The following is a 19,964-nucleotide window of genomic DNA, read 5'->3' on the forward strand; positions in this document are numbered from 1 at the left end:
CACTTCGACTTTTTACAAGGTCTCGAAGTTCACCGGAACTTAGTTCACGGCGTCTTTCAGGGCTTTACCGGCCTTGAAGTTGGGAATTTTTGCCGCAGCGATTTCAATCGGATCGCCAGTACGCGGATTGCGGCCAGTGCGGGCTGCACGCTCTTTAACGGCAAAAGTACCAAAGCCCACCAAGGCAACCTGATCGCCTTTTTTAAGCGCATCAGTAATGCTGTCAACCATTGCGTCCAAAGCACGGCCAGCTGCAGCTTTAGGAATATCTGCAGACGCGGCAATTGCTTCAATCAGTTCGGACTTATTCACGCTTAATCCCTCTGTTCTTTTAAATATGTTTAGGGCTTACCCTCAGGCAAGGTATCCCTACTCGTAATTTTCTAACCACCGACAATTTTAGCGCCGGCCAATAAGGCCCGTTTTATACCAACTGCCCGGTAGCGGGTCAAGGAACCATGCGGGTTTCCGGCCGACTTGACAAAACTCAGGCAGCAAAAATCAACTTTGTGGTTAGGTTTTGGTCTTGTAAATTGTTACGGGGTGACAAGTGTCACCCCGAATAAGATCAATGGGTTTGGATAGATCTTTGTGAGCGCTCTTCCGCCTGCTTTTGCAAGGCAGAATATTCCTCATCAGAGAGAGACTCAGGCTTGTGTTCAAGCGCCAACTCAAGCACTTGGTCGATCCATTTAACCGGCTTCACAACGAGATCCTGAAGAATATTGTCAGGAATATCTTTCAGGTCCCGCTCGTTATCTGCAGGAATCAGTACAGTTTTTATACCGCCTCGATGCGCTGCCAATAACTTCTCTTTGAGACCTCCAATTCGTAAAACTTCTCCCCGCAGGGTGATTTCTCCTGTCATGGCCACATCCGAACGAACCGGAATATTGGTCAACACGGAAACCAGTGCCGTGCACATGGCGATACCTGCAGAGGGTCCATCTTTTGGCGTCGCCCCTTCGGGAACATGAATATGAATATCCCGGGTCTCATGGAAATCAGGTCCAATACCGAGAGCCTGGGAGCGCGAACGCACCACCGTCAGGGCCGCTTGAATAGACTCCTGCATCACATCGCCCAGCGAACCGGTTTTGATCATTCGACCCTTACCAGGTACCGCAGAGGCTTCGATGTTGAGTAGCTCACCGCCAACTTCTGTCCAGGCCAGGCCCGTAACAATCCCGATTTTGTTTTCTTCCTCGGCGCGACCAAAGTCGAATTTGCGCACACCCAGTAACTCTTCCAGTTGCTCAGACTGAACGACAGCCTTTTGGTCAGACGGGTTGCGCACATGTTCGGTGACGACCTTGCGGCAAACTTTGGCAATTTCACGGTCGAGTCCCCGCACACCCGCTTCACGAGTGTAATAACGTACGATATCGCGAATCGTCTGGTCTGAAAGCTCCAACTCATCTTCTTTCAAACCATTCGCTTTACGCTGCTTTGGTACCAAATAGCGCTGAGCAATATTGAGCTTTTCATCCTCGGTGTAACCGGGGATGCGGATAACTTCCATGCGGTCCAGCAAGGGGCCAGGAATGTTCATAGAGTTTGAAGTACACACGAACATTACATCGGAAAGGTCGTAATCGACTTCGAGGTAGTGGTCATTAAACGTCTTGTTTTGCTCTGGGTCCAACACCTCAAGCAGGGCCGATGCGGGATCGCCGCGCTGGTCCATCCCCATTTTGTCGACCTCATCGAGCAAAAATAGGGGATTTTTAACACCGACTTTGGAAATCTTCTGCACCAGCTTACCTGGTAAAGAACCAATATAGGTACGACGGTGACCACGAATTTCCGCTTCATCGCGCACCCCGCCAAGAGCCATACGCACATACTGTCGGTTGGTTGCGCGGGCGATAGACTGCCCTAGTGAGGTCTTACCAACCCCAGGAGGCCCGACCAAACACAGGATCGGCCCCTTAACCTTTTTCACACGTTTTTGTACAGCAAGATATTCGAGAATGCGCTCTTTCACCTCTTCCAGGCCATAGTGCTCCTTCTCGAGAATCTCCTCGGCTTTCTTCAGGTCATGCCGCACGCGGCTCGCCTTTTTCCAGGGGAGACTCAACATCCAGTCGATGTAGCTTCGCAATACCGAGGCTTCTGCCGACATGGGCGACATCATCTTCAGCTTGGCCAGCTCGGCTCGGGTTTTCTTCTCCGCTTCAGCAGACATTCCCGAGTCGGAAATCTTATTTTCCAGCTCTTCAATTTCATTGGGCTCTTCGGTGATTTCGCCCAATTCCTTCTGAATCGCCTTCATCTGCTCATTGAGATAATATTCGCGCTGGCTTTTCTCCATCTGCTTCTTCACGCGGCCGCGAATACGTTTTTCCACCTGTATCAGGTCGATCTCAGAATCCATCAGGCCCAGCAAGTGTTCCAAACGCTCTTTTACATTGGAAGTTTCCAGCAGCTCCTGCTTCTGAGCCAGTTCCAGGGACATATGTGCGGAGATGGTATCTGCCAACCGGCCAGGCTCATCAATGCCAGACAAAGAGGTAATTACCTCGTTGGGCACCTTTTTGCTGATGGAGACATACTGCTCAAACTGAGACATTACCGAGCGAACCAAGGCCTCTGCCTCGCCCTCGGACAAATCAGTAGTCTCTATAGGCTCAACGCTGGCCTCGAAGTGGTTGTCATGCTCGGCAACATCAAGGATATTGACCCTTTCCCCCCCTTCCACTAGCACTTTCACAGTGCCATCTGGAAGTTTGAGAAGTTGCAGAACACTCGCAATGGTGCCAACGCGATAGATGTCCTCGGCGCCAGGGTCATCTTCCGATGCTCTTCTCTGGGCTACGAGTAGAACTTGCTTATCCCTGCGCATGGCTTCTTCCAGAGCCTCAATGGATTTTTCCCTGCCGACAAACAGCGGAATCACCATGTGGGGGTAAACAACAACATCGCGCAATGGCAACAACGGATATTCAAGTTTGGTGTCGGATGACTGATCCATAGAACTCCTCTCGGCCCTATCACTGGGTATTTGGCGCGGCATCATGCTGCTGTTGGATAATGACAGCTTAATTTGGGCCACCGCCCTTCAGTTGCTAGAGATGGGGGGGGAGAGCCCGGAATACAAGTCTAATCTCGCGACCAATTTGTGCCGACTTCAACTGAATACTGGCAAGCCGCTGGCGCTCAAACATGGCAGACAAGCAAAAAAGAAACTTTTAGATAACAATCAGCTATAAAAAAAGCCCCACAAGTGGGGCTTTTAGATAAGGAAGGTTATTCCTCTGGCGCAGCCTTCTGCGGCTGGCTTTCGCTCTCATAAACCAGCAGAGGAGCTGACTCTCCTTTGATGACCGCCTCATCAATAACGACTTTGGCAACATCGTCAGAAGAAGGGATGTCATACATGGTTTCCAGAAGCACCGACTCCATAATAGAGCGGAGCCCACGGGCACCCGTTTTACGCTCCATCGCTTTGGTTGCCACTGCATCCAAGGCATCTGGACGGAAGTCCAGCTCTACATCTTCCATCTCAAAAAGCTTTGCATACTGCTTGGTCAGAGCATTTCGCGGCTCGGTGAGAATCTGCACCAAGGCCTCTCGATCAAGCTCCTCCAGTGTCGCAGTCACCGGCAGGCGCCCCACGAACTCAGGAATAAGCCCGTAGCGGACCAGATCTTCTGGCTCAAGGTCCCGTAGAACCTCACCAAAGTTGCTGGTGCCATCCTTGGATTTCACCTCGGCACTAAAGCCTATGCCACCTTTCTCTGAACGATCGCGGATTACTTTATCCAGGCCAGCAAAGGCACCACCACAGATAAACAGGATGTTGGAGGTATCCACTTGCAGAAATTCCTGCTGTGGGTGTTTCCGGCCACCCTGGGGCGGAACAGAAGCCACAGTACCTTCGATCAGCTTAAGCAGTGCCTGCTGTACGCCCTCTCCGGAGACATCCCGGGTAATGGAAGGGTTGTCAGATTTGCGAGAAATCTTGTCAATCTCGTCGATGTAGACAATTCCCTGCTGAGCCTTCTCGACATCGTAGTCACATTTTTGCAGCAGTTTTTGGATGATATTTTCTACATCCTCACCGACATAGCCAGCCTCTGTAAGAGTGGTCGCATCGGCAATGGTAAAGGGCACATTGAGCAGTCGAGCAAGGGTTTCTGCCAGCAGGGTTTTACCGCTACCGGTAGGCCCTACAAGAAGAATATTGGACTTGCTCAGTTCAACTTCATCTTTCCCTTTAACACCGGCTTTGCTGCGCAGGCGCTTATAGTGGTTGTAAACCGCAACCGCCAGTACGCGCTTGGCTCTCTCCTGGCCAATTACATACTGATCGAGAATCTCAGTAATTTCTCGCGGCGTGGGTAGGCGCCCTTCAGGGCCCTCCGCAGTCTCCTGGACCTCTTCGCGAATGATATCGGTGCAAAGTTCGACACATTCGTCGCAGATAAAGACTGACGGCCCAGCGATCAGCTTCCGCACTTCCTGCTGGCTTTTGCCACAGAAAGAGCAGTACAGCAATTTGCCGCTGTCTTCTCCGCTGCTTTTGTCGGTCATCAAAATACTCCGTGGTCACTGGCCTACCAGGCCCTTTAATTCAGCTATTACAGCAAGATGCTGCCTTTTGGCGTTTATTTCAAGTCCCTCTAACTGAGAAAAGACTCACAAAGAACCCAAGTTCTAATTTCACGCCTTTAGCGAAATAATTTCGTTGAAACTATGACTTTTCCAGGGCCTGACGCCTGGAGAGCACATCATCCACAAGACCATATTCCTTCGCCTCATCGGCACTCAAGAAATGATCGCGTTCAGTATCTCTCTCAATATCACTGACCGGACGGCCGGAGTGGTGGGCCATCAGCTCATTCAGGCGATGGCGGATCTTGAGAATTTCCTGCGCATGGATATGAATGTCGCTGGCCTGCCCCTGGGCACCGCCACTGGGTTGATGAATCATTACCCGGGAGTTGGGAGTGGCAAACCGCTTCCCTTCCGCTCCCGCAGTCAGCAGGAAGGCACCCATGCTGCAAGCCTGACCGATGCACATAGTGCTTACATCGGGTTTGATGAACTGCATGGTGTCATAAATGGACATGCCTGCGGTCACAGACCCACCGGGAGAGTTGATGTAGAGGTGAATATCTTTATCCGGGTTCTCAGCTTCGAGAAACAGCAGCTGAGCTACGACTAAGTTGGCCATATGGTCTTCAACGGGACCAACCAGGAAAATAACCCTCTCCTTTAATAGGCGAGAGTAGATATCAAAAGAGCGCTCGCCCCTGGCGGTTTGCTCCACCACCATGGGTACCAAACCACTCGCCAGGGTGTCGATTGAGGCTTGGGGATAATCAATTCGTGCCATAGGTACCATTGCTTCCTTTTGTGGCGTGTTCGGCAGGCCAGCATACAAGCGCTTGGCGCCCGTGCTGAAAAATTAGGTTTTCAGAGCTTAACCGGTCAGGCGGGATAAAGCCAGCCGGTAAAAAGGAAGGAGATGCAACGACGCCCGACTGAAGCGGGCGCCAATGCATTCTTGTGAGACAGGGATAATCAGCTCTGCTTCTGCGGCTTGATAACGTCGTCGTAAGTGCTTTCAACTTCTTCGACTTTTGCAGATTTAAGAACAAAATCCACAACCTGATCTTCCAGAACTACAGATTCAACACCTGAGAGCAACTCGCGGTTGTTGTAGTAGTATTCAACCACCTCTTCAGGCTGCTGGTAGGTTGAGGCAAGCTCTTCAACCTTAGTTTTCACCAGGTCGGCGTCTACAGACAGCTCGTTCTTTTTAACAATCTCACCAACAACGAGACCGAGAACTACACGGCGCTTAGCCTGCTCCTCGAACATGGTGTCTGGCAGCATGCGCTCAGCATCTTCAGCCTTAATCTGGCCACCAAACTGCTGGATCATTTGCCCGCGCAGAGTGCGAACCTCACCGGCAACCAGAGCAGAAGGCAGCTCGACCGGGTGTTTCTCGAACAGCTGGTCCATTACCTGGGTTTTGACTTTATTCAGCGCAGCATTTTTCAGCTCGCGTTCCATATTGTTGCGAACTTCCTCACGGAACTTCTCTTCTCCACCCTCTTGAACTCCGTAAGCGGCAAAGAACTCTTCATTCAGCTCAGGAAGCTCAGGTTTTTCAGAGAAGGTTACCTTAATGTTGAAGGTTACCGCAGCACCACGCAGCTCTTCAGCCTGATAGTCTTCCGGGAAAGTCAGGTCCAGGTCTTTTTCTTCGCCTGGCTTCATGCCCAGAATGCCTTCTTCAAAGCCGGGGATCATCTGGCCTGAACCGAGAACCAGCTGATGGCCTTCCGCCTTTCCACCCTCAAACTCTTCGCCATCTTTACGGCCAACGAAGTTGATGGTAACTCGGTCACCTTTTTGAGCCTTGCGCTTGGTGTCCTTCCAGGAAGACTGCTGCTTGCGCAGCACATCGATCATATTCTCTACATCGGCATCGGTAACAGTGGCAACCGGACGCTCTACGCTGAGCTCTGCCAGGTCGGCCAACTCAACTTCAGGGTAAACTTCAAAAGTAGCGACGTATTCAAGGTTTTCGCCAGCCGCAGTCTGTTTGGCCTCAATGCTCGGCTGGCCAGCGGGCTTAACCTGCTCCTGCTGTACAGCGTCGTAGAAAGAGCGGCTCATTACCTCGCCGAGTACTTCCTGGCGAACGCCGGCACCAAAACGCTGGCGCACAACCTTCATTGGCACCTTGCCCTTGCGGAAGCCATTGACGCGAACAGTCTTCGCCGCCTGCTGCAGACGCTTGTCCACTTCTTTATCGACGATTTCCGCCGGCAAATTAACCGTTAAGCGACGCTCCAAGCCGGAAGTAGTTTCGATGGAAACCTGCATGTTTATCCTCGTGAGACTATCTCTTTAATCGCGCCGCAGCGCCAACGAATACCGGGCCACCGGGACTTAGCCAGTAACCTCATGGGCACAGCCATCAAAACCACGTAGAACTTTGAGCTGACGCCAAATGCACAAGAAGCCCGCACCCACCCCTCCAGGGCAAGTCACACGGACTTCTAAGCTTTTAATTTGGTGGGGACGGGGAGACTCGAACTCCCACACCTTTCGGCACCAGAACCTAAATCTGGCGTGTCTACCAATTTCACCACGTCCCCAAAATTTTCTTACCGCTAACCCTTTGATAAATATAGGGTTTCAGTCTTTAAAAGACCTCATTGCGACAAGGGGTGCAGATTGTGCCACAGCATTTTGAAGGCATCAACACTTTACTGAAAAAATTAAAAAAGGCGCCACGAGGGCGCCTTTTTTGAGGTGGCAGCTAGGGGTTAAACCCGCTCCACAATAGTGGTAATACCCTGCCCCAAGCCGATACACATGGTGGAAACACCCAGGTTTCCACCCTCGTTTTGCATAACGCTCAGCAAGGTGCCAGTGATACGCACACCGGAACAACCAAATGGGTGACCCAAAGCAATTGCACCGCCATAAAGATTGACCTTCTCGTCCATCTTGTCGAGCAGATCGAGATCTTTCAGTACCGGCAGCGCCTGAGCGGCAAAGGCCTCATTCAGCTCAACCTTGTCGATATCACCAATGGTCAGGCCTGCATTCTTAAGCGCCTTTTTGGTAGAGGGCACAGGGCCGTAACCCATAATGGAGGGGTCAACACCAGCCAGGGCCATTTCTTTCACGCGAGCGATCGGGGTCATACCCAAAGCCTGAGCGCGCTCGGCAGACATTACCAACATAACGGAAGCGCCATCGGTAATCTGCGAAGATGTACCTGCAGTAACTTGACCGTGCTTTGGATCAAATGCCGGTCTCAGCTGAGCCAGACCTTCCACAGTGGTATCTGGACGGATGGTTTGATCCGCCTCAACCAGGAAAGGTACGCCATCATCATCATGACCTTCAATGGCAATAATTTCGCGATTGAACTTGCCTGCTTTGGTAGCTTCTGCGGCACGGTGGTGGGAACGCGCACCAAACTCATCCATTTGCTGACGCTGGATGCCGTGCATCATCGCCAGGTATTCAGCAGTCATACCCATGGAGCCAGCGGCCTTGGCCATATAGCGGCCCAGCATTGGGTTGGGGCTGACGTGCTCCATCATGTTCAGGTGGCCCATGTGCTCAACACCACCCACCACATATACATCGCCAACACCGGCCCGGATATTGGCTGCAGCGGTGTGCAGGGAGGACATGGAGGAACCACACAAACGGTTAACGGTCTGAGCCGGAATGGTATGCGGCAGGCCTGCGCGCAACAGAATAAAGCGCGCTACGTTAAAGCCCTGCTCATCGCGCTGCATTACACAGCCCCAGATCAAGTCATCGATCTCGGCGGGATCCAGTTTGTCATTGCGCTGCATGAATTTTTTCAGCAGCTCAGCAGACATATCGTCGGCACGAACATGGCGGTATACACCATTCTTCGAGCGACCCATCGCCGTACGCGCGTAGTCGACGATTACGGCATCTCTAGGATTTAAACTCATCGCTATTCTCCTTACTTATTGCCGTAGTAGGTTTTGCCACTTGCGGCCATTTCACGCATGCGATCGGTCGGCTTGTACAGCTCGCCCAGGTCGGCGTACTTATCGGCAATCTTCACGAACTCATCCAGGCCAATGCTATCCAGCCATGCGAAGATTCCACCGCGGAACGGAGGGAAACCGATGCCGTAGATCAGGGCCATATCGGCTTCAGCCGGGGAATCAACGATACCCTCTTCCAAGCAGCGAGCCAGCTCGGTTGCCATAGGCACCATCATACGCTCAATAACTTCATCCTTTTCGAACTCGCGACGCTCAGCAACATGCGGCTTGAGCAGCTCGTAGGACTCTTCGGTAGCCACTTTCTTCGGGCGACCTTTTTTATCTTGCTCGTAGTTATAGAAGCCTTTGTCGTTCTTCTGACCGTAACGACCCGCTTCATACATAACATCGGAAGCGGCGGTGAAGGTTTTGCCCATGCGATCGGGGAAGCCTTCAGCCATTACACTCTCTGCGTGAACGCCGGTGTCGATACCAACAACGTCCATCAGGTAGGCGGGACCCATCGGCCAACCCCAGCGCTCCATAACCTTGTCAACGGCCTGGAAGTCAGCGCCATCGCGCACCAACATAGAGAAACCGGCAAAGTATGGGAAAAGAACGCGGTTAACCAGGAATCCAGGGCAGTCGCGCACAACAATGGCTTTTTTGCCCATCTTGTTCGCGTAGGCAACAACGCGGGCCACAGCGGTGTCGGAAGTTTTATCGCCGCGAATCACCTCAACCAGAGGCATTTTATGCACAGGGTTAAAGAAGTGCATGCCGAGGAAGTTTTCCGGACGGGACAGCGGCTCGGCCAGGTGATTAATGGAGATAGTGGAGGTATTAGAGGCGATTACAGTGTCTTCGCTTACCTTGGTCTCCACTTCCTTCAATACTGCGTGCTTCACCTTGGGATTTTCAACCACGGCTTCCACAACAACATCGATATCCTTGAAGCCATCGTAGCTCAAAGTAGGCTCGATACGGTTGAGCACTTCACCCATTTTAACGGGGGTCAGGCGCTTGCGATCAACCAGCTTGGAAAGCAGTTTGTTCGCCTCATTCAGACCAAGGTCGATACCCTTCTGATCGATATCCTTCATCTTGATCGGAGTGCCCTTATAGGCGGACTGGTAGGCGATACCACCCCCCATAATGCCGGCACCCAATACTGCCGCACGCTCAATCGGCTTATCGGCTTTCTTTTCCCAGCCCTTGGCAACCTTGCCGATCGCCTGGTCCGCCAGGAACAGGCCCACCAGGGACTTGGCGGTGCCGGTTTGGGCACAGAAGATAAACTTCTCTTGCTCGATTTTCAGCGCTTCATCGCGGGTCAGCTTGTAACCCTGCTCGATAGACTCAACCGCAGCTACCGGGGATGGATAGTTTTTACCGGCCTGTTGGCCCACAAAAGCCTTGGTGGTAAAGAAGGCCATCAGCGCTTCGGTGTCATTCAAAGGAATCGGAGATTTCTTGATTTCACGAACGGCCTTATAGTCCAGCTCGCCATTGATGGCGCGCTCAAGCAGCTTGATAGCCGCATCTTTGAGCTTGTCGGTGGGAACCACAGCATCAACGGCGTGAGCTTCCAGCGCGGCAGCCGGCTTTTGCTCCTTACCCGCTGCAATCCACTCAGCAGCAACGTCAACACCAACAACACGCGGCAGACGAACGGTGCCACCCCAGCCTGGAATCAGGCCCAGTTTAACTTCCGGAAGACCAACTTTGGCCTCTTCACCCATCAGGCGGAAGTCACAACCCAAGCAGACCTCAAAACCGCCACCGAGGGCATAGCCATTGATGGCTACAGCAGTCGGGACCGGCAGGTCTTCCAGGCGATTGATATTTTCATTGTTCTGATTCATCAGATCAGCAACACCCTCTGCGCCTGCAGAGAAAGCATCGCCAAACTCGGTGATATCTGCACCGACGATAAAGACGCTCTTGCCACTGGTCAGCAGTACACCTTTGATGCCGTCTGCTGCCTCTATAGCATCCAGAGCCTGAGAGAATTCGGAAACCGTCTGGCGGTTGAACTTGTTGACGGATTCGCCTTGCAGGTCGAATTTAAGCTCGGCGATGCCGTTATCCAGCACCTGAACCGTGAGCGCTTTGCCACTAAATAACATTGATTGACCTCTTTTATTCTGGGCCGCAATCCTGGACCCGGGGTCGGAATTTTTTTGCAACCATGGACCGCCCGCAACTGCGGTGACACTTGGGCCCATTACGGTCAGCCGTAGTATAGCCAGATTCAAACGATTGTTTGAATACTATTTCTTCCAAAAGGACTGGCACCAATAGCGCCAAAGTACAGAAAACAACCAGCAACATCTCACCGGCCAGTCGGGGCAGGCCGGGCCAGTCTAACGCGGATTAATCTGCCTGTTCAGCCCCGTGGCGCGATTCACCCTGTATTGCAAGCTCCTGTTGAACTTGCACTGGTAAGGGGGCCACATGAGGTTGAGATGCTGTCACAGCACTGATAACCACGCAGTCAGTACCCCCGGGATTGCGGAAGCGATGAGGACGCCGCGCGCTGAAATAATAACCATCACCAACCTCTAGCAAGGCGAAATCCGATCCCGCGGCAACTTCCAGCTCTCCGGCAATCACAATCCCCCCCACCTCTCCATCGAGAAGCTGTTGTTCAGGCCCGGAATCTTGCCCAGCGGGAAATACTTTGCGAAGAATTGACATGGAGCGCCCCTGCTGAGCACCACCGAGCAGATGACAGAGAACCCGGCCATCACCAATTTCCGGCATTTCACTGGCACGAAAGAAAATCTGCTCTGATTCGGCAAGATTCAAAGAGAAAAACTCAGCCAAGGACATAGGCACGCTATTCAATATTTTTTCAAGCGACCCCACAGATGGACTCACCCTGCCCTGTTCAATAAAGGACACGGTGGCATTGGTAACACCAGCTTGCCGCGCTAATTGCCGCTGGGAAATTCCATGAATTTTTCGCACCAGTTTCAGCCGGGCGCCAAGATCCCCGGCCTCGTTGACTTCACCACAAACATCCATGTCTGCCATTGAATTTTCCATTTAGTTAACAGCCAATAGGCGTTTTTATCACATCCCGCAATCCAAAAGAAAAACAAAACGGCAACGGCTTCCGGTACTTATTCAGTCATATCGGCAAACGGGTTATTAACATCAAGCTCTACCGGAGGAAAACCGGGGAGGACAACTTTATCGACAGCAAGGTCTATTTGATCCTCATCTATAAGCCCCTCACCAAAACGATAAATAGTTTGCAATTCCCCTTTGCTCGCCTTCACGTCGTAAGCCACAGCCTGCTCAACAACAGATTCATTTTTTCTATGGTGAGTGAGCATCGCTTTTTCCCCGTAGCGTTTTTCCAGCATATTACGAGTCACATGAGGAGAGAGCACTGCGGCGGTCGCATTATTGCCGCCAAAACCTTTAGAGTTCAGAAACGCGAGATCCAGAGAAGCGGGATCTCTTTCCACATGCTCGCAAGAGATCTGTAAGTTGTCCTGATGGACGTCGTCGGCCACTTTGTCAATTGTGACGATACCCGGCAATATCCCCCGGTTAAAAATTCCCAGCGCGGAAATTAACTGATCTCCACTGGCCACTGCCACCGTGTGGCCGACATAGGCTTTAACTGCACATACAGGCCATTCCCGCACACCAAAAACACCAGCCAGGCGATCGAGAATTGCGGACTCTGTCACTCGATTTTGTGGCGTACTCGACCCGTGGGCCTGCACAAAGCTGCGCCTCTTCAGGCTCTCGTCCCCGACAATAGCTCTCGACTCTGCCATTGCACGAGCCATCGTCAGATAGTTTCCAGGCCCCGGAGCGGAGATCGATTTCTTATATCCATCGGCATTGATGTAAACACCCGCAACTGAACCATGAATATTGGCCCCCAGCTCAACGGCTAGAGCATCGTCCATAAGGATCGCCCACTGAGTGCCCTCTCCCAGGGTAAAACCGCAGTTATCTCCAAATGGACGACTGGTGCGACGGAAATCCACATCACCCGAAAAGATTTTTCGCAAGTTTTCGGTCGTGGCGAGCGCGCCCATAGTGGAATAACCATCGACAATCTCAGGCACAAGAGGCGCCTCAGTGGCTCCAACTACAGCCACCCTAGCTCGGCCACTACGAATATCCTCAACCCCGGCCCGCAAATTATATAAATAACTGGCGCAGGCTCCGGTCACCGCTCCGGTAGACCCCACATTGCCCAGCACATAGGCATTCACGAAATCCGCGGGCATGCTATTTAAACCAAGCGCCAGCTGCTTGGAGCTTACCCGTGAGCCCCGCAGGCGGGACTGCATCAGTCCCCCATTGCCATAGGGGTCGAGCTGGCTCATGGCTGAAGAGGCATAGACAGAAATATTGCCGGGGCCCGCCGCAGCAACAACCTCATCCCAACCAATCCCCATAGAGAGAACTGCATCAGAGGCACCCAAAACCGCCAGTTGCAATCCCCGTGGGTGAAAGCGGGAGTTGTAGCGCTCACCTGGCTCAAAGCCTGTGGGAAGCTGGCCAGCCGCCCCTACAGGAATCTCGCGAAAGCTGTCCAACATGACAGACAGGCTCGTCGTGGTCACACGTACTCTGCCGCTGCCGATAGTTTCTACCTGCCAATCGCCCGGTAAGGGGTGGGGTAATTGACGGGTGGAAACCTCAAAAGAGATACCGGTGGGGTTAGCCAAATTCGCCGCCTGGTGATAATGACAGCGGTGGTAATCGTAAATACGCGCTTCCAGCTCACGCACCAAGGTACCCTTGAGTACCCTCTCCTCAAGTCCCGGCTCCAACGGGCCTATGGTACCGGTGCGCAACCCCATTAGCGCGGCGAGATCGGAGAGGGTATCAACCCGCTCTCTCTGCCCAAGCTTATCGAACACCATTCGGGCATAGCCACGGTGAAAGGAGCTTCGTCCTGCAGGGTTGAAACCACCAAACGCGGTAATTACGGGAAGGCGCTGCATCCTGACCTCCAGCCAAGCTAAACACTACAAATTTAATATTCGGGAGTGTAGGGGGTGGCGATTCCGCCCAGTTATGGGCATACTGGCCAGCAAAATTGAGTGTTTTGGCCAATGGCGCATATGCGCCTGAGTATGTAATGCGAACGGTTACCTTTCTTCTGATTGATCAAATGCTGGCTACCGGCACCGTACTACCCCTAGAGATGTTACGTGGGGCCGAGAGCCGTGCCCGAGTAGAAGGACTGGCCGAGCCCTTGCGCTTGGTGACGGCAAGCATCGACGGGCAAGCTGTTAAAACCCGCTGCGGCTTTACCTTTCAACCCGATGTGCCTTTGGATGAAGCACCAGACAGCGATTTAATCTATATCCCGGCACTTTGGCGTAACCCTCGACCCGCCTTGAAACGCAGCGGAAAGCTCTTAAACTGGCTGAGGACCCAAGCCGAAGGCGGAGCTGCCATCAATGCAGTGGGCACAGGTGTCTGCTTTCTGGCCGAAGCGGGCTTGCTCGATGGTAAGCCAGCCACCACCCACTGGCATTATTTCGACCAGTTCAGCTCTGACTATCCCAAGGTCAAATTGAAGCGCCAGTACTTTATTACTCAGGCTGATAAGCTTTTTTGCGCGGCCAGTGTGAATGCCCTGGCAGATGTCACCGTCCATATGATCAGGCAACTCTATGGGGCAGCTGTTGCCAGTCACGTTGAACGTAATTTTTCCCATGAGATTCGACGGCCTTTTGAGGAAATTGCCTATTCCGAAGGCGCTGTGCACCTGCATCCAGATGAAGATATTGTCCAGGCTCAAGCGTGGCTGAAAGAACACTGTAATACTGAGGTAAGACTTAGTGAGGTGGCACAAATGTTCGACATGAGCGTACGCTCTTTCAACCGACGCTTTAAATTGGCCACAGGACAGACACCACTGCAATATCTACAGAATGTACGCGTAGACATGGCCCGGGAATTACTTCAGTCCAGCAATCTATCAGTGAATGAAATTGCTGAAAAAGTTGGCTATCAGGATATGGGCCACTTCACTGCCTTGTTCAAAAAGTTTCTAGCCACTACACCAAGTGAATACCGAGCCACTGTCAGAGCCAAACTATTCCGGGTGAACACCTGATTTTTTTAAGAAAATCACATCGTTATCCACGAACATCAATTCAGCACCTAATCTCCGCGCCAGCCACCGGAAGGTTTCAGCACTAAAAAAGGAAATATGTGTTGGGTCGCGGATATAGTGCCAGTTGGCAAATCGCTCTGGGGAAATGACTAACTTAGTCATCAGTGCCATAAGGCCACCAACGCGTAATTGCCCCCATAGCTTTGACAGTTCATCGCCCGGAGAGCTCAAGTGCTCTATTACCTCTGTCGACACGATAAAATCGTAGGTTTTTTCGGAGGAGCGGCTTGCAGGAAAGTAAAAATGATCAAACAGTTCAACCTTATGACCATGCCCCTCTAAAATACTCGCCAACAATGGAGCAGGCCCACAACCAAAGTCCATTCCCTCACTAGCAGGCGGAAGCATTTTTAAAAGTGGGTTGGCACAACGGCTAAGGAAACGACGATAACCTTCATCTTCCATAGAGTTTTCATGAAGGTCGTAATAGGCATGTTCCTCTGCTGCAGTGAGATGATACTCGGAAGGGACAAATACCAAATCGCAGCTATTACATTGGTAATAACTGCGAAACTTATCTCGATGATAGAGCTGTGCCGCACTATGGCGGCACAGAGGACAAGAAAGGGACAACTTAAGCGGCTACCGTGTCAGGTTTTTTTCCTGCCTCGGCTTTTTCAGTCCGATCGTGATTTAGTAAATTACCTTCACTAATCTGGATTTTTCGAGGCTTCATCGCCTCGGGTATTTCTCGCACCAGCTCAATATGGAGCAAGCCATTAGCAAGCTTTGCATCGGTCACCTTAACGTGATCTGCGAGCTGGAAGCGCCGCTCAAAATTTCTCGCTGCGATACCGCGGTGCAGGAAATTTCTCTGCGAGGTATCTTCAGGCTTTTTACTACTTACACTCAAGCGATTTTGCTCAACCTGAATATCTAGTTCAGACTGCTCAAACCCCGCCACAGCCATTGTGATTCTGTAGCTGTCCTCACCGGTAAGCTCTATATCATAGGGAGGGTAAGAGGGTTGCTTCTGCTCGCTGGAGTTCATTGCATCCAACAGGCTAGCCATACGATCAAAGCCGATTGCAGAACGGTATAAGGGAGAAAAATCAAAGTTACGCATTGTTATATCCTCAATTCAGAGCAATATTAAATTTAGCTCGCCAATAAGCCCGAGCCTTTGCCGCGGAGGCGCTTTCATTCAAAGCCACCGCCCGCACACAATAAATATGGGTTACAAACTACTTTTCAAGGCGATTAAGAGGAAAAATGCAAAAAAAAGAAAGTTTGTCGGGGCAATCAACTTGTCGACTATTTATTGGCATACGACCTGACGATGCTTCGCAAATATTCCTAGAGGGCATAACCGATCTTTGCCGTGAGCAGCTTAAAGGAATTAGTGCCAGTCACATTCGTTGGGCTAACCCCGCTAACCGGCACCTAACCCTGGCTTTTCTGGGAGACACCCAAAAAGAAAAGATCCCACACCTGAAGCAAGGAATTATTGAACTCGCACATTCCGTGAATAGCTTTCAGAGCCGCATTCACTCTCTTAACCCGTTCCCGAGACCGCAATCCAGCTGTCTTGCTGTAGGATTGTTACCGAATCCTTACCTGACTGCGCTCAATGAGAAGTGCCAACAACTTATTAGTGAATTAGGTATGGAGCCAGAAAGTAAGCCATATCGGCCACATATCACTCTGGCGCGATGTAAAAAGGGATTTCGACAACTTGCACCACTTAGCTTGGACTTTCCTTTTCTGGCTAAAAATATCATTCTCTACCAGAGCACTCCCCAAGTAGAGCAAAGTCATTACCACCCCTTGCTGGAAGTGAATCTTTACGCTGAATAGCCTGCCACAACCACAAAAAAGCCCGCACAGGGCGGGCTTACGAAATACTATTTAAGAGCATCTAAAGCGTACTCTGGATACATCACCAACCGGGGTCGGGATAAGCGGCGCGCATCAAAAACAAAGACATAGCGCTCACCATCATCTTCGGCAGGAATTGTACGGCGAAACTTCCAGGTATTGATTTTGTAGGTCTGCCGACCCGCCTCAACCGTTGCGACCAGGCGATATTGATTTTTTCCCAGAAACTCAAAAGACTGGTACTCACCACCAGATGGTTTTAGAACTAAATTACGGAAAGTCTGCTTGTTTTCTCCCTCTTTATCGGAGAGCAAATCGTTTAAACGCTTCTGTTCACGCTTAACGTAAGCAAGTAGCTCGGGGTCGATATCCTTTTTGAGGATTGGGGCCGGTTCCGGCTCTACCTGCCGCTTTTGGGGCTTCTCAATTGCAGCCGTCTTCAATTTAGGCGGCTTTGGCTTCACCTCTTCGGCTTTAGCGCGTCTTGCTAAGGCCGCACGCCTTTCGGATGCTTCGGCCTTGGCCAGCATAGAGTCCACCACTTGGCCAATTTTGTCCTGCTGAGCAGAGATCTTTGCCTTGGTTTCAGCAATTACCTTTTTCTCTTCACCCAGTCTAGCCAGCAACTCCTGATGGTTGGTTTGAATAAACTCCAACCGTCGACTGCGGCTGTCCACGCCCCGTTCGGCCATGGCAAAACCGTGCTTAGCCTTGGTTAGACGGCGCTCTGAATCCGAGGTTCCATTGGATTCATGAATCCGACGCGCCTCTTCAAGTTCAACACGGCTCGCTTCATACTCCTTGCGAAGCTCAGCGAGAGACTCCCGTGCACGCTCGAGCTTATATTCATAGGAGAGCAGTTCGTTCTCAATATCTTCCAGCTCAACCTGCCTGTTTTCCAGGGACTGCTCCAGGCGTGCCAGTCGGTTTTTTTCCACTGTGAGGTTTGACTGCGCCTGCGCTGCCACCCCGCCAAAAACTACCAAGCCCGCCAGGAAGAGCGAGCAATACCGCTTTACCGCCATTGTCCAGAACCCGTTTTTCGATTTTTCGACATTCGTAAGATAAAAATGCGGAGGTTAAATTTTGTTCAAAACATTCAAGCCCCTGCCCATTACGGCCAATTTTACGCAGGCCAGCGCTCGCGAGCAATGACCTCGCGTCCACCTCTTGTCCCCATTTTGTTAAAAAATCCCTAAAAACTAAGAGTCAAAGACGCTCTAATGACGCTTCGCCGAATTTTATGTGACATTTTCTAGCGATAGCGCTTGATTTTTTTTTTAGCGGAAGCATTATGGGTAACAGGGAGACGATCGCTGGACACAGCGGAAAACCCGACCCGGACGTAAAACACCCAGAGCTGTACAGACAGCATTATTCGTTGCGCTACCGGCGACTCGGCGATTCAACTGCGGACCCGACCCCTCCCAACTAGGGCGCCCTACCTTCTTTGAATAGCAAACCGCTCAAGCGGCCTGCATGGTTTCCTATAACCGGAGGTATTTATCCATGAAATCTGCGCCTAACGATAACATTGTGTTCCGCGATATCGACAAATCAGCCGCCCTCTCAAACACGGTATCTAAAAAGTTACACAAACTGGAACGTTATTGTGGCGACATCATACATAGTCGTGTAGTTCTGGAAGCTCCCCACCAACACAAAAGCAAAGGCAAGCAATACAAGGCCTCACTTGAACTTGCTATCAGTGGCAATCCCGTGACCATCAGTAATGAAAATGAGTCTATCCACCGGGCCGTGAATGACACATTTGCCTCCGCCGAACGCTGCCTGAAAGAACGCAGCGAGCGCAGAAAAGCGCAGCGCCATCAGGCGCTTTACGAAGTAGTTGAGGAAGAGTAAGGGAGATTAATCCCTCAAAGACAAAAACGGCGCATTTGCGCCGTTTTTGCGTCAATCTGGGGATAAGGAAACTATGTGAATCCGCGTCCCAAACGACTTAAACGTAAGATACGGAAGTAACATCAACCGCCTACTGGTGTACGCATAGTGACAAATTCTTCTGCGGCCGTTGGGTGAATTCCGATAGTCTCATCAAAGACTCTCTTGGTCGCACCCGCCTTCAAAGCCACAGCCAGGCCCTGGATAATCTCACCGGCATCATCACCAACCATGTGCACGCCAATCACCTTGTCGGTATCGGCATCAACCACCAGCTTCATCAGTGTGCGCTCAGTATTTCCACTCACTGTATGGCGCATGGGACGAAACTCCGACTTGTAGACAGTAACCGAAACCCCAGAGTCTCTCGCCTCTTCTTCGGACAGCCCCACAGTACCAATGTTTGGTTGGCAAAATACTGCTGTAGGAATATTGTTGTAATCAATTTCTGCTGTCTTTCCGGTACGCCAATGCTTCACTAGAGCCATCGCTTCTGCAAGGGCCACGGGTGTCAACTGCGGTTCACCAGTGACATCTCCGAGGGCATAAATAGAGTGAATGTTAGTGCGAAAATTATCATCTACTGAAATAGTGCCATCTCTGTGCAGTACCACCCCCTGCTCTTTCAAACCAAGACCTTCGGTATTGGCAACCCTGCCTGTCGCGTAGAGAACCATGTCCACATTCAAACTGGAGCCGTCCTCGGCATGTACTAGGAAGCTGCCATCTTGCAATTTTTCAATGGCGCTCACTTGATGGTTAAATTTCAAATCGATGTTTTTCTTCACCATCTCATCGCGAACAAAGTGGCGAATATCACGATCAAAGCCCCGAAGGAATAAATCACGGCGGTAAGAAAGATGTGCTTCAGCTCCCAAGCCCGCGAAGATGCCTGCAAACTCAACGGCGATATACCCCCCGCCAACAACGAGTACTCTGCTGGGGAAGGTTTCCAGTGCGAATACATCGTTGGAGGTTAAGATGAATTCTTTGCCAGGAATTTCTGGGACAAAAGGCCAGCCGCCTGTCGCCACCAAAATTCTCTGGGCAGTATATTCACGGCCATTCACCAAGACAGTGTTGGGACCTATCACTTTGGCGCGCCCATCAATAACAGTCACATCAGAATTTGCGAGCAAATTGCGGTAAATATCGTTGAGCCGAGACACTTCACGCGCATTATTCTCACGTAAAGTTGGCCAGTGGAATTCAGCGGAGGAGTTTTCCCAACCATAGGCTTTAGCATCGGTAAAATCTTCACTAAAACCACTGGCATAAACGAATAATTTCTTGGGAACGCACCCCACGTTTACGCAGGTGCCCCCCATATAGCGATCTTCAGCCACTGCCACCTTCATTCCTTGCGCAGCGGCCATGCGTGAGGCTCGTACACCACCTGAGCCCGCCCCAATCACAAAAAGGTCAAATTCATATTCAGCCAAAGTAAACCTCAGTCTCTAATTTCAATTCCAGATCAAGCCTATAGCAGACAGCTCTCACAACACACCTTTTGCGTCATAGCTGCCATTATGTACTTAATAACCGTTGACTCCTTTTGGTCGCTTCGATATTCA

Annotated in this window: 17 protein-coding genes and 1 tRNA gene; 4 read left to right on the forward strand and 14 right to left on the reverse strand. The window is 51.3% G+C overall.

What is annotated here, in order from left to right; genetic code table 11:
• Positions 1-39: 39 nt before the first annotated feature.
• Together FIU95_RS12460 and lon are read right to left on the reverse strand one after the other, a co-directional pair.
• Positions 40-312: an HU family DNA-binding protein gene (locus tag FIU95_RS12460; protein ID WP_010132873.1), complete on the reverse strand. Its 273-nt coding sequence runs from the start codon at positions 310-312 to the stop codon at positions 40-42.
• A gap of 256 nt (positions 313-568) precedes the next feature.
• Positions 569-2,974 (reverse strand): endopeptidase La, encoded by a 2,406-nt coding sequence (gene lon, locus FIU95_RS12465; RefSeq protein ID WP_152454087.1) that lies wholly within the window; start codon positions 2,972-2,974, stop codon positions 569-571.
• Positions 2,975-3,017: 43 nt separating this feature from the next.
• Between lon and FIU95_RS12470 the strand changes: the two genes are divergently transcribed.
• Positions 3,018-3,212 carry a hypothetical protein gene (locus tag FIU95_RS12470; RefSeq protein ID WP_152454088.1) on the forward strand — a complete coding sequence of 65 codons (195 nt, stop codon included), beginning with the start codon at positions 3,018-3,020 and terminating at the stop codon, positions 3,210-3,212.
• Between the two features lie 37 nt (positions 3,213-3,249).
• Here the strand turns inward: FIU95_RS12470 and clpX are convergent, their stop codons facing one another.
• The 8 genes from clpX to FIU95_RS12510 form a co-directional block, all read right to left on the reverse strand.
• On the reverse strand, positions 3,250-4,536 hold the full coding sequence (gene clpX / locus FIU95_RS12475; RefSeq protein ID WP_152454089.1) for an ATP-dependent Clp protease ATP-binding subunit ClpX: 1,287 nt from the start codon (positions 4,534-4,536) through the stop codon (positions 3,250-3,252).
• 160 nt (positions 4,537-4,696) lie between these two features.
• Positions 4,697-5,341, reverse strand: coding sequence for an ATP-dependent Clp endopeptidase proteolytic subunit ClpP (gene clpP / locus FIU95_RS12480; protein WP_152454090.1), 645 nt, complete (start codon positions 5,339-5,341; stop codon positions 4,697-4,699).
• 188 nt (positions 5,342-5,529) lie between these two features.
• Positions 5,530-6,843: a trigger factor gene (gene tig, locus FIU95_RS12485; RefSeq protein ID WP_152454091.1), complete on the reverse strand. Its 1,314-nt coding sequence runs from the start codon at positions 6,841-6,843 to the stop codon at positions 5,530-5,532.
• 190 nt (positions 6,844-7,033) lie between these two features.
• Positions 7,034-7,118 (reverse strand) — tRNA-Leu (locus FIU95_RS12490).
• Positions 7,119-7,289: 171 nt separating this feature from the next.
• Positions 7,290-8,465 carry an acetyl-CoA C-acyltransferase FadA gene (gene fadA / locus FIU95_RS12495; protein ID WP_152454092.1) on the reverse strand — a complete coding sequence of 392 codons (1,176 nt, stop codon included), beginning with the start codon at positions 8,463-8,465 and terminating at the stop codon, positions 7,290-7,292.
• 11 nt (positions 8,466-8,476) lie between these two features.
• Positions 8,477-10,633 (reverse strand): fatty acid oxidation complex subunit alpha FadB, encoded by a 2,157-nt coding sequence (gene fadB / locus FIU95_RS12500; RefSeq protein ID WP_152454093.1) that lies wholly within the window; start codon positions 10,631-10,633, stop codon positions 8,477-8,479.
• 247 nt (positions 10,634-10,880) lie between these two features.
• Entirely contained in the window at positions 10,881-11,543 is a 663-nt protein-coding gene (locus FIU95_RS12505; RefSeq protein ID WP_152454094.1) for a helix-turn-helix domain-containing protein, read from the reverse strand.
• A gap of 89 nt (positions 11,544-11,632) precedes the next feature.
• Entirely contained in the window at positions 11,633-13,486 is a 1,854-nt protein-coding gene (locus tag FIU95_RS12510; protein WP_152454095.1) for a beta-ketoacyl synthase, read from the reverse strand.
• 137 nt (positions 13,487-13,623) lie between these two features.
• On the opposite strand from FIU95_RS12510, the gene FIU95_RS12515 reads away from it, so the two are divergent.
• Positions 13,624-14,610 (forward strand): GlxA family transcriptional regulator, encoded by a 987-nt coding sequence (locus FIU95_RS12515; protein ID WP_152454096.1) that lies wholly within the window; start codon positions 13,624-13,626, stop codon positions 14,608-14,610.
• On the opposite strand, the gene FIU95_RS12520 is transcribed toward FIU95_RS12515, so the two are convergent.
• Both FIU95_RS12520 and FIU95_RS12525 read right to left on the reverse strand, forming a co-directional pair.
• Positions 14,590-15,075, reverse strand: coding sequence for a class I SAM-dependent methyltransferase (locus FIU95_RS12520; protein ID WP_253868611.1), 486 nt, complete (start codon positions 15,073-15,075; stop codon positions 14,590-14,592). The genes FIU95_RS12515 and FIU95_RS12520 overlap by 21 nt on opposite strands.
• A 169-nt stretch (positions 15,076-15,244) precedes the next feature.
• The gene (locus FIU95_RS12525; protein WP_152454098.1) at positions 15,245-15,736 is read right to left on the reverse strand and encodes an Hsp20 family protein; all 492 of its coding nucleotides are present in this window, start codon (positions 15,734-15,736) and stop codon (positions 15,245-15,247) included.
• 146 nt (positions 15,737-15,882) lie between these two features.
• On the opposite strand from FIU95_RS12525, the gene thpR reads away from it, so the two are divergent.
• Positions 15,883-16,467 carry an RNA 2',3'-cyclic phosphodiesterase gene (gene thpR, locus FIU95_RS12530; RefSeq protein WP_152454099.1) on the forward strand — a complete coding sequence of 195 codons (585 nt, stop codon included), beginning with the start codon at positions 15,883-15,885 and terminating at the stop codon, positions 16,465-16,467.
• Between the two features lie 47 nt (positions 16,468-16,514).
• Here the strand turns inward: thpR and FIU95_RS12535 are convergent, their stop codons facing one another.
• Positions 16,515-17,513 carry a hypothetical protein gene (locus FIU95_RS12535; protein WP_152454100.1) on the reverse strand — a complete coding sequence of 333 codons (999 nt, stop codon included), beginning with the start codon at positions 17,511-17,513 and terminating at the stop codon, positions 16,515-16,517.
• A gap of 484 nt (positions 17,514-17,997) precedes the next feature.
• Between FIU95_RS12535 and FIU95_RS12540 the strand changes: the two genes are divergently transcribed.
• Positions 17,998-18,351, forward strand: coding sequence for an HPF/RaiA family ribosome-associated protein (locus FIU95_RS12540; RefSeq protein ID WP_152454101.1), 354 nt, complete (start codon positions 17,998-18,000; stop codon positions 18,349-18,351).
• Positions 18,352-18,473: 122 nt separating this feature from the next.
• Here FIU95_RS12540 and gorA read toward each other — a convergent pair whose 3' ends face one another.
• A complete protein-coding gene (gene gorA / locus FIU95_RS12545) occupies positions 18,474-19,832 on the reverse strand; it encodes a glutathione-disulfide reductase (RefSeq protein WP_152454102.1) in 1,359 nt (452 codons plus the stop codon).
• Between the last annotated feature and the right edge of the window lie 132 nt (positions 19,833-19,964).

This window comes from Microbulbifer sp. THAF38 (assembly GCF_009363535.1).
In the GTDB taxonomy this organism is placed as follows: Bacteria; Pseudomonadota; Gammaproteobacteria; order Pseudomonadales; family Cellvibrionaceae; genus Microbulbifer.

Bases quoted from the DNA above. Each gene is read 5' to 3' on its own strand.
- thpR (WP_152454099.1), top strand. From the start codon at position 15,883: ATGCAAAAAAAAGAAAGTTTGTCGGGGCAATCAACTTGTCGACTATTT.
- clpP (WP_152454090.1), bottom strand. From the start codon at position 5,341: ATGGCACGAATTGATTATCCCCAAGCCTCAATCGACACCCTGGCGAGT.
- FIU95_RS12510 (WP_152454095.1), bottom strand. From the start codon at position 13,486: ATGCAGCGCCTTCCCGTAATTACCGCGTTTGGTGGTTTCAACCCTGCA.
- FIU95_RS12535 (WP_152454100.1), bottom strand. From the start codon at position 17,513: ATGGCGGTAAAGCGGTATTGCTCGCTCTTCCTGGCGGGCTTGGTAGTT.
- fadB (WP_152454093.1), bottom strand. From the start codon at position 10,633: ATGTTATTTAGTGGCAAAGCGCTCACGGTTCAGGTGCTGGATAACGGC.
- clpX (WP_152454089.1), bottom strand. From the start codon at position 4,536: ATGACCGACAAAAGCAGCGGAGAAGACAGCGGCAAATTGCTGTACTGC.
- FIU95_RS12515 (WP_152454096.1), top strand. From the start codon at position 13,624: ATGCGAACGGTTACCTTTCTTCTGATTGATCAAATGCTGGCTACCGGC.
- FIU95_RS12520 (WP_253868611.1), bottom strand. From the start codon at position 15,075: ATGGAAGATGAAGGTTATCGTCGTTTCCTTAGCCGTTGTGCCAACCCA.
- FIU95_RS12540 (WP_152454101.1), top strand. From the start codon at position 17,998: ATGAAATCTGCGCCTAACGATAACATTGTGTTCCGCGATATCGACAAA.
- tig (WP_152454091.1), bottom strand. From the start codon at position 6,843: ATGCAGGTTTCCATCGAAACTACTTCCGGCTTGGAGCGTCGCTTAACG.
- FIU95_RS12470 (WP_152454088.1), top strand. From the start codon at position 3,018: ATGCTGCTGTTGGATAATGACAGCTTAATTTGGGCCACCGCCCTTCAG.
- lon (WP_152454087.1), bottom strand. From the start codon at position 2,974: ATGGATCAGTCATCCGACACCAAACTTGAATATCCGTTGTTGCCATTG.
- fadA (WP_152454092.1), bottom strand. From the start codon at position 8,465: ATGAGTTTAAATCCTAGAGATGCCGTAATCGTCGACTACGCGCGTACG.
- FIU95_RS12505 (WP_152454094.1), bottom strand. From the start codon at position 11,543: ATGGCAGACATGGATGTTTGTGGTGAAGTCAACGAGGCCGGGGATCTT.
- FIU95_RS12525 (WP_152454098.1), bottom strand. From the start codon at position 15,736: ATGCGTAACTTTGATTTTTCTCCCTTATACCGTTCTGCAATCGGCTTT.